General features: G+C 67.1%; 15 protein-coding genes and 1 tRNA gene. 11 read left to right on the top strand and 5 right to left on the bottom strand.

What is annotated here, in order from left to right:
- Window positions 1-12: 12 nt before the first annotated feature.
- Together M3M28_RS11890 and M3M28_RS11885 are read right to left on the bottom strand one after the other, a co-directional pair.
- Window positions 13-810, bottom strand: a complete 798-nt coding sequence (locus tag M3M28_RS11890) for an SDR family oxidoreductase (protein ID WP_249386662.1) — start codon at window positions 808-810, stop codon at window positions 13-15.
- A 136-nt stretch (window positions 811-946) separates the two neighbouring features.
- On the bottom strand, window positions 947-1,291 hold the full coding sequence (locus M3M28_RS11885; RefSeq protein ID WP_125106639.1) for a carboxymuconolactone decarboxylase family protein: 345 nt from the start codon (window positions 1,289-1,291) through the stop codon (window positions 947-949).
- Between the two features lie 174 nt (window positions 1,292-1,465).
- Here M3M28_RS11885 and otnK point away from each other — a divergent pair, with 174 nt between their 5' ends.
- The 6 genes from otnK to otnC are packed head-to-tail and all read left to right on the top strand — an operon-like array spanning window position 1,466 to window position 7,476.
- Window positions 1,466-2,764: a 3-oxo-tetronate kinase gene (gene otnK, locus M3M28_RS11880; protein ID WP_249386661.1), complete on the top strand. Its 1,299-nt coding sequence runs from the start codon at window positions 1,466-1,468 to the stop codon at window positions 2,762-2,764.
- Complete coding sequence (otnI, locus tag M3M28_RS11875; RefSeq protein WP_249386660.1) at window positions 2,764-3,543, top strand: 2-oxo-tetronate isomerase; 780 nt, start codon at window positions 2,764-2,766, stop codon at window positions 3,541-3,543. Before otnK ends, otnI begins: the two co-directional genes overlap by 1 nt.
- 8 nt (window positions 3,544-3,551) lie before the next feature.
- The gene (locus tag M3M28_RS11870; RefSeq protein ID WP_249386659.1) at window positions 3,552-4,325 is read left to right on the top strand and encodes a DeoR/GlpR family DNA-binding transcription regulator; all 774 of its coding nucleotides are present in this window, start codon (window positions 3,552-3,554) and stop codon (window positions 4,323-4,325) included.
- A 55-nt stretch (window positions 4,326-4,380) separates the two neighbouring features.
- Window positions 4,381-5,346 (top strand): D-erythronate dehydrogenase, encoded by a 966-nt coding sequence (denD, locus tag M3M28_RS11865; RefSeq protein ID WP_249386658.1) that lies wholly within the window; start codon window positions 4,381-4,383, stop codon window positions 5,344-5,346.
- 21 nt (window positions 5,347-5,367) lie between these two features.
- Window positions 5,368-6,828 (top strand): GntP family permease, encoded by a 1,461-nt coding sequence (locus M3M28_RS11860; RefSeq protein ID WP_249386657.1) that lies wholly within the window; start codon window positions 5,368-5,370, stop codon window positions 6,826-6,828.
- A gap of 30 nt (window positions 6,829-6,858) precedes the next feature.
- On the top strand, window positions 6,859-7,476 hold the full coding sequence (otnC, locus tag M3M28_RS11855) for a 3-oxo-tetronate 4-phosphate decarboxylase (RefSeq protein ID WP_249386656.1): 618 nt from the start codon (window positions 6,859-6,861) through the stop codon (window positions 7,474-7,476).
- 213 nt (window positions 7,477-7,689) lie between these two features.
- On the opposite strand, the gene M3M28_RS11850 is transcribed toward otnC, so the two are convergent.
- Together M3M28_RS11850 and M3M28_RS11845 are read right to left on the bottom strand one after the other, a co-directional pair.
- Window positions 7,690-8,556 carry an alpha/beta fold hydrolase gene (locus M3M28_RS11850; RefSeq protein WP_249386655.1) on the bottom strand — a complete coding sequence of 289 codons (867 nt, stop codon included), beginning with the start codon at window positions 8,554-8,556 and terminating at the stop codon, window positions 7,690-7,692.
- Window positions 8,557-8,572: 16 nt separating this feature from the next.
- On the bottom strand, window positions 8,573-8,983 hold the full coding sequence (locus M3M28_RS11845; RefSeq protein ID WP_249386654.1) for a hypothetical protein: 411 nt from the start codon (window positions 8,981-8,983) through the stop codon (window positions 8,573-8,575).
- A gap of 164 nt (window positions 8,984-9,147) precedes the next feature.
- On the opposite strand from M3M28_RS11845, the gene M3M28_RS11840 reads away from it, so the two are divergent.
- Window positions 9,148-10,143 (top strand): LysR family transcriptional regulator, encoded by a 996-nt coding sequence (locus tag M3M28_RS11840; protein ID WP_249386653.1) that lies wholly within the window; start codon window positions 9,148-9,150, stop codon window positions 10,141-10,143.
- 139 nt (window positions 10,144-10,282) lie between these two features.
- Here the strand turns inward: M3M28_RS11840 and M3M28_RS11835 are convergent.
- Window positions 10,283-10,356: transfer RNA gene (locus M3M28_RS11835), tRNA-Gly, on the bottom strand.
- 145 nt (window positions 10,357-10,501) lie between these two features.
- Between M3M28_RS11835 and M3M28_RS11830 the strand changes: the two genes are divergently transcribed.
- The 4 genes from M3M28_RS11830 (at window position 10,502) to M3M28_RS11815 (ending at window position 13,962) form a co-directional block, all read left to right on the top strand.
- On the top strand, window positions 10,502-11,008 hold the full coding sequence (locus M3M28_RS11830; protein ID WP_249386652.1) for a ferritin: 507 nt from the start codon (window positions 10,502-10,504) through the stop codon (window positions 11,006-11,008).
- A gap of 119 nt (window positions 11,009-11,127) precedes the next feature.
- A complete protein-coding gene (gene dcd, locus M3M28_RS11825; protein WP_249386651.1) occupies window positions 11,128-11,733 on the top strand; it encodes a dCTP deaminase in 606 nt (201 codons plus the stop codon).
- The gene (locus M3M28_RS11820; protein WP_249386650.1) at window positions 11,711-12,817 is read left to right on the top strand and encodes a serine hydrolase domain-containing protein; all 1,107 of its coding nucleotides are present in this window, start codon (window positions 11,711-11,713) and stop codon (window positions 12,815-12,817) included. Before dcd ends, M3M28_RS11820 begins: the two co-directional genes overlap by 23 nt.
- Before the next feature lie 14 nt (window positions 12,818-12,831).
- Entirely contained in the window at window positions 12,832-13,962 is a 1,131-nt protein-coding gene (locus M3M28_RS11815; protein WP_249386649.1) for a VIT1/CCC1 transporter family protein, read from the top strand.
- Window positions 13,963-13,994: the final 32 nt, after the last annotated feature.

The following is a 13,994-nucleotide window of genomic DNA, read 5'->3' as shown; positions in this document are numbered from 1 at the left end:
GGTCCTATCTGCCTAGCCCCACTTGGTGGTGGAGCCGGCGTCGATCGTAAGATTCGCGCCCGTGATGTAGCGGGCTTCATCGGAGGCGAGGAAGAGCACGGCGTTCGCGACGTCGACGGGGTCGATCCACGGCACGTCGAGCAGCTTGCCGCGCTTGAACGGCTCGATGACGTCCTCGGGCGTCGGGTCGGCGAGGTCGGGGCGGTAGCGGCGGAGGTTGCCCTCGTTGAGCACGAGGTCGGTGCCAACAGCGGTCGGATGCGTCGTGTTCACGCGGCCGCCGAACCCGCCAAGCTCGTGCGCCCTGACCTTCGCGAGGCCGACGAGTGCGGTCTTTGCGGCCGTGTAGGCGCTCGTGTTCGCGCCGCCGCGAATGCCCGCGGTCGACGAGGCAAGAATCACGCTCGAGCCGGTCGGGTTCTGCTTCAGGGCGGGGAAGACCGCCTTCGCGGTGCGCCAGACACCCGAGAGGTCGATGTCGATGACGGTGTTCCAGGTGGCCTCGTCGAGCTCCTCGGCCGGGGCCTCGGGCAACAGCACGCCCGCGTTCGCGAACAGCACGTCGATGCGGCCGAAGCGCTCGAGCGTGGCCGCAACCGCCGCATCCAGGCTCGCCTGGTCGCGCACGTCGACCTGCAGCGGCAGCAGCGAGTCGCTCGCGGCCGGCGGCGTGAGGTCGGCCGCGGCGACGACCGCGCCCTCCTCGATGAAGCGCTGCGCGGTGGCGAGGCCGATGCCCGTGCCCGCGCCGGTGATGAAGGCGACCTTGCCCGCCAGGCGGCCGGGTCGTGCGGTGTCGGTGGTGCTCATGCCTCAAGTTCACGCCGACACGGCGACCCGCTCAACTTGCGAGTCGCCGTGTGACGCGGGCTAGGCGGATGGGCGGGCCGCGACGAGCACTCCGGCGCCCGAGCGCGACCCGGTGTTGGAAGGCGCTGTCGCGCGACTAGTGCGTGTGGCCCGCGTCGCCCGCGAGCTTGAACGCGAGACGACCGTGGGCGTAACCGCCACCGGCGCGGATCGCGGTTGCGACCCAGGCAGCCTCGGCGAGCTCGGCCTCGCTCGCACCAGCCTTCACCGCGTTCTGCGAGTGCGCGTCGATGCAGTAGACACACTGCGTCGTGATGCCGACGGCGAGGGCGATGAGCTCGCGGTACTTGAGCGGGATCTCGCGGCCTTCCTTGGCGAAGACGGCGGCGTCGAACTCACCAAACTTCTTCAAGATGTCGGGCGTGTGCTCCTTGTACACCTTGGTGTAGTCACGGTCGTTGCGGTCAAAATACTCGGTCATGTTGTACCTCCTATCGGCAACGTAACGAGCGCGACTGGGCGAAACTTCCCCGCGCGTAGCCCGGCGTCACAAATCGGTCGGCGTGCTCGCCGTGCCACAGAGTGCTATCTTGTGAAGATATGTGAAATTGTGGTGCATTTTGGTGCGCCCAGTGTCAATCAATGAGGAGGGCACGTGGCTCTACAGCTCGGAGTCATCGCCGACGACTTCACCGGGGCGACCGACATCGCCGGATTCCTGGTTGAGGGCGGTTTGCGGACCGCGCAGCTCACCGGGGTGCCCACCGGCCCGTTGCCCGACGTCGACGCCATCGTGATCAGCCTGAAGAGCCGATCGATCCCCGCAGGCGACGCGGTTGCGCAGTCGCTCGCCGCGCACGAGGCGCTGCGCGACGCCGGCGCCGAGCGCATCATCTTCAAGTACTGCTCAACCTTCGACAGCACGCCCGAGGGCAACATCGGCCCGGTGACCGACGCCCTCATGCAGGCGGCGGGCGCCGACATCACGGTGGTCAGCCCGGCGCTGCCGGTGAACGGCCGCACCGTCTACAACGGCTACCTCTTCGTCAACGGCGTGCCGCTCGATGAGTCGGGCATGCGCAACCACCCGGTGACGCCGATGACCGACGCGAGCCTGGTACGCCTCATGGAGGCGCAGTCGGAGGGCAAGGCGGCAGTGATCCCCGTGACGGTGATCGATCGCGGCGCCAAGGCGATTCGCGAGGCCATGGCGCAGCTGCGCGAGCAGGGCATCCGCTATGCCGTGACCGACACGCTCACCGCCGAGCACCTCACCGCGATCGGCGAGGCGACCGCCGACCTGCCGCTCGTGACCGGCGGCTCGGGCATCGGCGGCGGCCTCGCCCGCGCGCTGAGCGGCCGGGATGCGGCGGGCACGGCCACGAGCGCGGCGAGCGATTGGGAGGCCATCGAGGGCCGCACGGTCGTGTTCTCGGGCTCGGCGAGCGAGATGACGAACAAGCAGGTCGCCGCCTACCGCGAGGTCGCGCCGTCGCTCGCCGTTGACGTCGACCGCCTGCTCACCGAGGCCGCTGCCGAGCAGACGGCCTACCGCGAGGAGGTGCTCGCCTGGGTGCTCGAGCAGCCGGCGAACCCTGCGCCGCTCGTCTACGCCACCGCCGACCCCGCCACCGTGCGCGGGCTGCAGGAACGCTACGGCGCCGAAACGACCTCCGCCACCATCGAGGGCCTGTTCGCCTGGCTCGCCGCTGAGTTGCGCGGCGCCGGTGTGACGCGCTTCATCGTCGCGGGCGGCGAAACCTCGGGCATCGTCACGACTTCGCTCGGCGTCGAGGGCTTCCATATCGGCCCCCAGATCGCGCCGGGCGTGCCGTGGGTGCGCTCGCTCGACGGCACCCTCGAGCTCGCGCTGAAGAGCGGCAACTTCGGTGACGTCGACTTCTTCTCGCGAGCACAGGGCCTCAACGACCAGACGACAAGGGAGTCACGCTAATGCCGAAGTTCGCCGCCAACCTCTCGATGATGTTCACCGAGCTCGACTTCCTCGACCGCTTTGCCGCCGCGGCCGACGCGGGCTTCAAGGCCGTCGAGTTCCTCTTCCCGTACGAGTGGCCGGCCGAGGAGCTCCGTGCTCGCCTCGACGAGCACGGGCTCACCATGGCGCTGTTCAACGTCTACCCCGGCGACTGGGCCGCGGGGGAGAAGGGCCTCGCGGCCCTGCCCGGGCGCGAGGACGAGTTCCGCGCATCCATTTTCCAGGCGCTCGAGTACGCCGAGGTGCTCGGTTGCCCGAAGCTGCACCTCATGTCGGGCTTTGCGGCCGACATTCACGACTCCGAGCTCCGCGCCCACTACGTCGAAAACGTACGCTGGGCCGCCGAGCAGGCGGCGGATGCGGGGCGCCTGCTCGTGCTCGAATCGCTCAACGCGTACGACAACCCCGGGTACTACCTGCCGACGGTCGCGCACACCGTCGAACTCATCAACGAGATCGACCGCGACAACGTGCGGCTGCAGTTCGACTTCTATCACGCGCAGCTCACCGACGGTGACATCACCCACCTCGTCGAGCGGTTGGCCGGCCTGATTGGGCACGTGCAGCTCGCCTCGGTGCCGGCGCGCAACGAGCCGGATCGCGGCGAGCTGTTCTACCCGTTCGTGCTCGAGGCGCTCGACCGCACGGGCTACAACGGCTGGGTCGGCTGCGAATACCGGCCGGCGGCGGGCACGGTCGAGGGCCTCGGCTGGCTCGACGCCTACGAGAACTGGTAGGGCGAGCGATGATTCCCGTCGAACGGCAGCGCACGATCATGCGGCTGCTCACCGAGCGCGGCAGCCTCACGATCGCCGAGCTCGTCGAGGCGCTCGACGTCTCGCACATGACGGTGCGCCGCGACATCGCCGCGCTCGAGTCGGCCGGGCGCGTGAGCTCGGTGGCGCGGGGCGTCACCCTGCCGTCGCGCCTGTCGCTCGACCTCGCGCACGCCGACAAGGCCGCGCTGCGGCCGGATGAGAAGGCCGCGATCGGCGCGCTCGCCGCGACCCTCGTGGGGGCGGGCGACGTCATCTTCCTCGACGCGGGCACGACGACCCTCGAGATCGCCAAGGCCCTCGTCGCGCAGGAGGGCCTTGTCGTGGTCACGAACGACCTCGTCATCGCCCAGTGGCTCGCCGAGCGTTCGACGAACGAGCTCCACCTCGCCGCCGGCGCGATCGACCGGGCCAACCTCTCGGCCGAGGGTCGCGCGACCGCCGATGCGATCCGCGAGTTCAACTTTGATGTCGCGTTCATCTCGACCCCGGCGTTCGACCTGCGCGGCAGCTCGGTGCACACCGAGGCGAAGAACGTCGTGAAGAACACGGCGGCTGACAACGCCCGTCGAGTTTTCCTCGTCACCGACAGCACGAAGTACGGCCGCGTCATGCCGCTCAAGTCGATCGCGCTCGAGCGCTTCGACGGGCTGGTGACCGACGCCGACCTGCCGGAGTCAGCCCACGACGCCCTCGTCGAGGCCGGCCTCGAAGTCCTCCAAACCCCGTCCACCGTTCGCTAGCGCATCCCGCGCGCCGGCGTATCCCTCATCAATCCCGCTGAAAGGCCAGCACTCCATGAAAATCATCGTTACCGGTGGCGCCGGATTCCTCGGCAGCCGCGTGATCCGCGAACTGCTTCGCCGAGCCGACGAGGGCTCGCTGCAGGTCGAATTCGATCGCATCGTGTCGCTTGACCTCGCGGCGTCGAAGATCCAAGACCCCCGGGTCGAATCGGTAGTCGGTGACATCGGCGACGTCGAGCTGCTGCGCGAGACGGTCGGCACCGACACCGCCGGCGTGTTCCACCTCGCCGCGATCCTGTCGGGCGGCTCGGAGGTCGACTTCGACCTCGCCATGCGCGTCAACGTCGAGGCGACGCGCGCCCTGCTCGAGGCCGCGCGCGCCGGCGGCACCAGACCCCGCTTCGTCTTCACCTCGTCGCTCGCCGTCTTCGGCGGCGAGATGCCCGCCGTCGTGCCCGAGACGCTCGCGAGCATGCCCGAGTCGACCTACGGTTCGTTCAAGGCCATCGGCGAGCTGCTCGTCAACGAGTACTCGCGCAAGGGCTACGTCGACGGCCGCGTCTTCCGCCTGCCCACGATTTCGGTGCGCCCCGGCAAGCCGAACTCGGCCGCATCCTCGTTCGCGAGCGGTATCCTGCGCGAACCGCTCAACGGCGAGGCCTCGGTGCTGCCGGTGCCGCAGGACACCCGCATGTGGCTCTCGTCGCCCGACTCGGCCGTGACGAACCTCGTGCACGGCTTCGACCTGGCCGGCGAGCAGCTCGGCTCGTGGCGCACCGTGAACGTGCCCGGCATCAGCGTCACGGTTGCCGAGATGCTGGATGCGCTGCGCACCGTCGGGGGCGAGGACGCTCGCGCGCTGGTCACCGAAGCGCACGACGCCGCGGTCATGGACATCGTGTGCTCGTGGCCCGGTAACTTCGACGTCGCCCGCCCGCTCGCCCTCGGCTTTATCAAGGACGAGCAGTTCACCGACGTCGTGCGGCAGTACCGCGACGAGTTCGTCACCGGCAACTAGGCAGCAACGGAGCTACCCCAAATGAACATTGCACTCATTGACGCCGTTGGCGTCTCGCGGTCGGCCGTGCTCGCCGCCACGGAGGCCGAGGGCGCCGTGACGGTCGGCCCGTGGGCCTTCGTCGGCCTCGCCGTCGCCATCGCCGTCCTCATCTTCCTGGTGCTGCGCACGAAGATTCACGCGCTGCTCGCCCTCGTCATTGCCGCGTCGATCGCGGGCCTGTCGGCGGGCATGTCGCCCGAAGACACCGTCGGATCGATTTCTTCCGGCTTCGGCTCGACGCTCGCCACGATCGGTTTCGTGGTCGGTTTCGGCGTCATGATGGGCGCCATTCTCGAGGCGTCCGGCGCGGCCGAGAAGCTTGCGATTACGCTGCTGCGCTGGCTCGGCAAGCGCAAGGAGGAGTGGGCGCTCGCGGTCGCCGGCTACATCGTGTCGATCCCGATCTTTGTCGACAGCGCGTTCGTCATCTTGAACCCGCTCGTGAAGGCGCTCTCGCGCAGCGCGGGACGCTCGGTGCTCACGCTCGGCATCGCCCTCGCTGGCGGTCTCGTGCTCACCCACCACGCCGTGCCGCCGACGCCGGGCCCGCTCGGCGCGGCCGGTATCTTCGACGTGAACATCGGCGAGATGATCCTCTACGGCGTGATCCTCACGATCCCCGCGATCTTCACGGTGACGCTCTACGCGAAGTACATGGGCCCGAAGATCGAGAAGATGATCGAGGTCGACACCGGCACGAAGCTCAGCGCCGCCGAGGCGGTCAGCGAGTTCAACAGCCTCGCCGAGGAGCGCGAGAAGGAGCTGCCGTCGCTGTTCATGTCGATGCTGCCCATCCTGCTGCCCATCGTGCTCATCTTCGCCAACACTGGCATCAACGCGGTGGCGACCAGCGCGCCCGGCGTGCTGCCCGAGTGGCTCGTTGGCACCGCATCCTTCGTCGGGAACCCGGTTATCGCGGTTGGCCTCGGCGTCATCGCTGCGATCTACGGCCTGACCGTCGGCCAGAAGCGCCAGACTACCCTCGCGACCATGGAGAAGGGCATCGACCAGGCCGGCATCATCCTGCTCGTCACCGGTGCCGGTGGCGCGCTCGGCCAGGTGCTTCGCGACAGCGGTGTGGGCGACGCGCTCGGTGAGTTCGTCTCGCAGCTGCCGCTGCCTGCCATTTTGATTCCGTTCGTGATCGCCTCGGCCGTGCGCCTCGTGCAGGGCAGTGGCACCGTTTCGATCATCACCTCGGCCTCGCTCTCGGCGCCGATTCTCGCGACGATGCCCGATGTGAACCTCGCGCTCGCCGCGCAGGCCGCGTGTCTCGGCGCGATGGTGTTCAGCTACTTCAACGATTCGCTGTTTTGGGTCGTCAACCGCATGCTCGGTGTCAAGGAGGTCAAGCACCAGCTGCTGACCTGGTCGGTGCCGACGACGATCGCGTGGGCGACCTGCCTCGTCTCGCTGCTCGTTGCTGACATCTTTGTGTAACCGCGCTCGCCGCAGATAAGGAAACCTCGATTGCGTAATCACGAAACTCGCCAGCAGCTCGTGGAGTTTGGCGCGAGCCTCTTCAATCGCGGGTACTCCGTTGGCACCGCCGGCAACCTCAGCGTGCGAGTCGACGGGGGACTGCTCATGACCCCGACGAACTCCTCGCTCGGGCGCCTCGACGCGAACGCGCTCTCGGAGCTTGATGGTGAGTTTCAGCACATCGGTGGTGGCAAGCCGAGCAAGGAGGTGCCGATGCACCGGGCGATGTACGAGGCGCGCCCCGACGCCCGTGCGATCGTGCACCTCCACTCGACCTACGTGACGGCGCTGAGCTGCCTCTGGCGCGAGGGCGAGCCGCTCATCCCGCCGCTGACGCCGTACTTCGTGATGCGCGTCGGCCGCGACGTGCCCGTCGTGCCGTACTTCAAACCCGGCACGACGGATGCGGTGGCCGAGATCCGCGAGGCAGCCACGCGCGCGCCGGCGGTGATTCTCGCGCACCACGGCTCGCTGGTCGCGGGGGCGACGCTCGCCGCCGCCGTCGCGGCTGCCGAGGAGCTCGAGGAGACGGCGCGGCTTGCGCTGCTGCTGCGCGATCGCGACCCGAACGTGCTTGGGTCGGGCGATATTGAGGCGCTGCTGTAGCGCGGGCCGGCAGGTTCAGCGTTTATCGGTGGGAGCCCTCCACGTCCGCGCAACGAAGACCTCGGTGGGAATTGAATCGATCAGTTGTGCGTCGGTGATGATGGGACGGGCTCTCGCCTCGGCGGGTGCGTGTGTGGTCCGGGCTGGATTCACCGAGTGATGGTGCTCCGCAGTCTGCGGAGATGAGGAGCACCATCACGTCGGGGAGGGTGCCTACGAGCTGTGCGTGAGGGCCGCTTGTTCAATAAGCCCTAACGCCTGCAAGAGGTAGGGCTGGAACACGGGGTAGTTCTCGCTCATCGGGAAGTGTCCAATGTCCTTCATCTCGATGAATGATGCACCTGGGATCTGTGCCGCGGTGCGTGCGCTGTCCTCGGGCGTGGTGAGGTAGTCGTAATCACCGGTCAACATGACGACTGGACAAGCCGACCCGTCGATCTCTTCGAGATGCCCACGGAGATCGTGGTCGACAGAGTAGTAGTGCAGATCGCCCTTGAACGACTCGGCGCCCTGTGAGTAGTAGAACCAAGTCTTCCACCGGTCGGCATCCGGCGACTGGGGCGCCATCAGATCCCACACGCCAGACGCACACACTTGCGCGGCGTTGGCATGTGGATGCTGCCACCAGTCGAGGTAGAAGCCGGGGGAGTAGTCGGCACCTTCGACTGGAATGACCCCGCCGAAACGGTCCGGACGGCGATGAGCGAGTTGGAGGGCGATGTTGCCGCCGAACGACGAACCCATAAAGATAGGGTTTTCGAGTTCCAGCGCGTCCGCGAGGGCGATGATGAGGTTCGCATAGTGGTCAGCGGTGAGCTTGTACTCGCTCTTCCACCACTCGGTGTTCTCTGGTGGGTCGGATTTTCCGTGTCGAGGAAGGTCGTAGGCGATGACACGGTATTTGCTCGTGACCTCCTCGTCTTCGAGAAGGTCGCGCCACTGATGATTGTGGCAACCAGCGGTGTGCTGACAGAGCAATGGTTGGCCGGTCCCGTTTTCGAGGTAGAAGACCTTGTATCGAAGTCCATCGACGTCGACAGTGACGTAGCGTCCGGTGACTGGTGAAATGTTGGACATCATTATCCTTAGTGTTTGGTTAGACGGGGACGCCGGTCTGGCGCAGAAGCTCGATCTGTCGCGTGATGCACCGGAGGTTCTGCATGAGCACCAGCACGTCCCCTTCGAGACGCATGTCACGCTGGAATGAGGCTGCCCAGATGCCGTGGTACATCGGCGCTGGGACGGGCTGACCGAAGCCGCGCCAGGTCTCTTCACTGGCCCTGATCGCGAACTGGTAAGGCTTCTCGATAGGTCCTGGATCGACGGTGACCTCGGTAATCTGCCCGTCGTACACCTCAATAACGAACGTGTGCGCGCTCATGTCAAGGAGGTACGAGCAGGTGAAGTATTTGCCGTGCGCCTGGATCTCGGCGTCGGAGTTGTTGAGTTCCGTCAACATCCTTGCCCATTGCTCGGCATGCAGTGTGGTGACTGTTGAGCTGGTCATGTGAAATCCTCTCTGATCTCAGTCCCCCGCGTGCTGCAGGGGTGGAACTATTCGACCCATCTCGGGGGTCGAGAGCAATGACCGATAAGAAATGGACGGCACGCCCGTGAACCAATAGAAAATTGCGAATGGACGTGGCGACTCCTACGTGACAGCCTGAGACGGTGGAGCCAACGTTGGACCTCAGGCAGTTAGCGCACTTCGTCGTCGTCGCCGAAGAGCTACATTTTGGCCGGGCTGCGCAGCGACTTCACCTCTCGCAACCTGCTCTTAGCGTGCAGATTCGCAAGCTCGAGATGTCACTCGGAACTCCGCTCTTGATCCGCGACAGTCGCAATGTGGCGCTCACCCCAGCAGGCGATGTGCTGCTACTCGAAGGAAGAGCGCTCCTAGCGCGAGCGGACCGTGTCGCGAACGAAACGCGCAATCGCCACACAGCAAAGCCGGGAATCTTGCGCGTCGGATTTCAAGCAAACGCCGCCGCAGAACTCACCCCACAAATCCTCTCTGCGTTCAAAGCCCTCCACCCGAACGTGAGAGTCGATATGGAATCGTTCGATCTCACAGACCCCTACGTTGGACTCGCGGACGGAAGAACCGACGTTTCGTTCGTTCGGCCTCCCCTGATTGTGGAGGACTGGCTAGGAGTCGAAACGTTGTTCTTCGAACCACGCGTCCTCGTTGTCCCAAGCTCGTCGAAATACGCCGAGGCCGGATCCGTCAGCGTCGAAGAGGTCCTGACAGAACCATTCGTAGCTCGACGGTCTCCCGAGTACTGGCGCAACTTCTGGCTCGCCACGGAGGAACGGCAGGGCACCATGGTACGGATCGGCGCGGAGGTCGGAACTGTAGACGAGTGCTTCGAAGCGATCGTCAACGGTAGGGGCGTCGCATTTACGCAGGCTTCTACGAAGCGCTATTACAGTCGCCCCGGCCTTTCCTTCGTTCCAGTCATCGACATCACTCCGGCCGTGGTCTCCATCGCGTGGCGAAAGGGCGCCCGCGACGAAATTGTTCGCGACTTTGTGAGTGCTGCGCAGATACTGGCGTCCTTTGAGGCAGTCCCGCACGCACGTACAACAGCGGCCGCCCTTCAACACGACAGCTCGGGTCGAATACTGCCCCATTCGTTCCCGGAGGGTGTCCGGGGTATCCGCTAGCGATAGGCGTGCGGCAGAAGGCCTGGATAGGTGGAGGGGCTGACGGGAATCGAACCCCGCTCGCCGCAGGTGGGCGACGCATCGCGTCGCGCGGCGGGCGTCGGCGGAGCCGGGCCAGGGTTCAGAAGGGCCGGATATGTGGAGGGGCTGACGGGAATCGAACCCGCGCTGTCTGCTTGGGAAGCAGAAGTTCTACCATTGAACTACAGCCCCAGAGCGCAATGCGCCTGTGCAACTCTAGCAACATTCGGCCCACTGACGACGTTTCAGTGCGAACCTCACAAAATTGATTCATTCAATTTAGAGGCTAGGCTAAGCATGCTAGCGAATCCCAGACTGGGCCCATATCGTTGCTGCCATGAAGATCGACCAGAAGTACGCAGACGCCATCAACGACCAGGTTCGACTCGAGTACACCGCATCGCTCGTTTACCGTCAGCTCGCTGCGGACATGGAGGCGATCGACCTCACCGGTTTCGCGCAGTGGTTCTGGGCCCAGGCCGAAGAAGAGATCGAGCACGCGCAGAAGTTCACGCAATACCTGCTCGACCGCGACGCGCACCCGGTCATCCAGAGCATCCAGCTCGAGGGCAAGACCGTCGACAACCCGCTCGACGCCTTCAAGGCCTCGCTCGCGCACGAGGAGCTCGTGTCGGAGTCGATCCGCAACCTCTACCGCATCGCCGACGAGGTGGGCGACATCGACTCGCGCCCGCTGCTGCACTGGTTCCTCGACGAGCAGATCGAAGAGGAGTCGACCGTGAGCGAGATCATCGGTCGCCTCGAGCTCCTCGACGGCAACGGCTCTGGCATCCTTGACCTCGACAAGCAGCTCGGCGGCCGCGACGTCGTCGCCGCTGAATAACCCCCGAAGACTGGCCCGCAAGCCCGCCCTTCAACTCGGCACCCCCGCGCTCGCACCAGCGCGGGGGTGTCGACCTTTTCCGGTCAGGAATCGCTGCGAGCGTCGCCTACGCTTGAGGGATGCTGCTCAGCGACCGCGACATCCGCGCCGGCATCGACGCCGGCAAGATCGGCCTTGACCCCTGGGACCCTCAGGCGGTGCAACCCTCGAGCGTCGACGTGCGTCTCGACCGATACTTTCGGCTCTTCAACAACCACAACTACCCCTACATCGACCCGGCCGAGGAGCAGCCCGACCTCACGCACCTCGTCGAGATCGACTCGGACGCGGCGTTCATCCTGCACCCGGGCGAGTTCGTGCTCGCGTCGACGTTCGAGCAGGTGACGCTCGGCGACGACGTTGCGGCGCGCCTCGAGGGCAAGAGCTCGCTCGGTCGACTTGGCCTGCTCACCCACTCGACGGCCGGCTTCATCGACCCGGGCTTTCAGGGACACGTCACCCTCGAGCTCTCGAATGTCGCGACGCTCCCGATCAAGCTCTGGCCGGGCATGAAGATCGGCCAGCTCTGCTTTTTCCAACTCTCCTCTCCCGCCGAGCTACCGTACGGCTCGAAGGAGTACCAGTCGCGGTACTTCGGGCAGCGCGGGCCGACGGCGTCGCGCTCGTTCCAGAACTTCTCGCAGGTCGACGTTTCGGTCACGGATGCGGGCTCGCGCGGCGAGTAGCCCGCCTGGTTGGCTCGACGCGCCGCTCGCGCTCGCGCGCCGACGCGGCGGTCCCGCGCAGTTGCTCGTGCGCCGTGGCGGTGAGACCCTTGCGGATGCACGCTTCGGCGTCGGCGCGGACGCCCTGTTCTGGCCGTTCTCGGTATCGAAGCTCTGGCTCGCGACGCTGATCTGGGCGCTCCACGACGACGGCCTGCTCGACGTCGACGAGCCCGTCGCCGCGTACTGGCCGGCGTTCGCGGCCGAGGCGCCCGGCGCATCCGAGAAGGCGCGCATCACGGTGCGCGAGGTGCTGCAGCACCGCTCGGGCCTGCCGCGCGTCGGCGGCACTCTCGCCGAGGTCGCGTCAATGACCGATTGGGGGCGCGCGACCGGCAACATCGCCCGGGCGACGCCGACCCGGATGCCCGCGGGCGCGCAGGTGCGTCGGCCCAGTTACGAGTGGCTCGCCTGGGGGTTCATGCTTGCCGAGGTCGCGTTCGGGGCCACGGGCGAACGCGAGCTGCAGTCGCTGCTGCGCGATCGCATCCTTCGCCCGCTCGGGCTCGACTCGACGTTCGCGACGCTGCCGCGCACCGAGCGCTGGCGGGCGGTGCCGTTTCGCGCGACCGAGCCGACGGCGAGCGTCACCGCGGCCGTGCTCAACCGCGAGCGGGTGCGCCGCGCGACGATTCCCGCGGGCGGGGTGTGGACGCAGGCCGGCGACCTCGCGGCCCTGCTCGAGGCGGTCGCGCCGGGGCACGATGGCCTGGCGCTCGGCCTGCGGGCGGAGACGGTGCGGCAACTGCTCACCCCGAGCAACGAGGGCGAGTTCGACCGCTATGCCGGCTCGCACACGTGGTGGAGCAACGGCTACCAGCTCGGCCACCCGGGGCCCGACCTGATGCGCGCATCCGCCTTCGGCCGGCGCTCGAGCGAGCGGGCCTACGGCCACAACGGCTCGAACGCGTCGATGGCGTGGCACGACCCCGAGCGCGACCTCACGTTCGTGTACCTCAGCGGCATCCTCTCGCCGTTCCCCGCGAACCGGCGCTGGCTCATGCGGCTTGAGGATGCGGTGCTCGCGGGCGCCGACGGGACCTGACGTAAACTTGCGTCGTGCCTGATCGCATCGCAAATCGTCCCGATCCGTCGCCGGCCGACATTCGACGCTGGCGGCGCTACCTCGCCAATGAGCGGGCCGAGTCGGCGACGTACCGCGCCCTCGCGAGCCGCCGACAGGGTGAGGAGCGCCGCATTCTGCTCGCGCTCTCGGAGGCCGAGGGGCGCCACGAGCAGCACTGGCGCGACAAGCTCGGCGTGCACGCCGAGAAGAAGGTGCGGCCGGGCCTTGGCACGCGGCTGCTGACCGGCTTCGCGCGCAGCTTCGGCTCGGTATTCACGCTCGCGCTGATGCAGAATGCCGAGACGCGCTCGCCCTACGCCGACGACCCCGACGCGACCGACCAGATGGACGCCGACGAGGCGATTCACGCCGAGGTCGTGCGCTCGCTCGCGACGCGGTCGCGGGCGCGGATGAGCGGCACGTTTCGCGCCGCCGTGTTCGGCGCGAACGACGGCCTCGTCTCGAACCTCGCGCTCGTGCTCGGCGTCGGCGCCACCGGTGTGCCCGCGGGCTACGTGCTCGCGACGGGTATTTCGGGCCTGCTCGCGGGCGCGCTCTCGATGGCGGCCGGCGAGTATGTGTCGGTATCGAGCCAGCGCGAGCTGCTGCGCGCATCCACCCCGAACCCCGACACCGACCGCAAGATTCCCGCGCTCGACGTGAACGAGAACGAGCTTGCGCTCGTCTACCGCGCCCGCGGTCTCGGCCCCGACGAGGCGAAGCGCAAGGCGACCGAGACGCTCATCGTGCACCGCGTCGCCGCGGGGCTCGGCCCCGACGAGACGCCCGAGCGTACCGCGGCCGAGGTTGAGCCGGAGCCCGAGACCGACGAGCACGAAGAGATCGGCACCCCGATGGGGGCCGCGATGTCGAGCTTCATGTTCTTTGCGGGCGGCGCCGTGATCCCGGTGCTGCCGTGGATTTTCGGCATGCACGGACTGCCCGCGATCGTGCTCGCGGCCGGCATCGTCGGGATTGCGCTGCTGCTCACGGGTGGCATCGTCGGCGTGCTGTCGGGCGCCGCGCCGTGGAAGCGCGCGCTGCGGCAGCTGCTCATTGGCTACGGCGCGGCCGCCGTCACCTACCTGCTCGGCCTCGCCTTCGGCGGCGTCGTCGGGGGCTAGGCGCGAGGCCTGTTTCGCCGCTTGATGCAGTT

This window comes from Gulosibacter sediminis (assembly GCF_023370115.1).
GTDB lineage: Bacteria > Actinomycetota > Actinomycetes > Actinomycetales > Microbacteriaceae > Gulosibacter > Gulosibacter sediminis_A.
The sequence above is the reverse complement of the archived record's forward strand: the minus strand, read 5'-3'. Positions and strand labels throughout refer to the sequence as shown.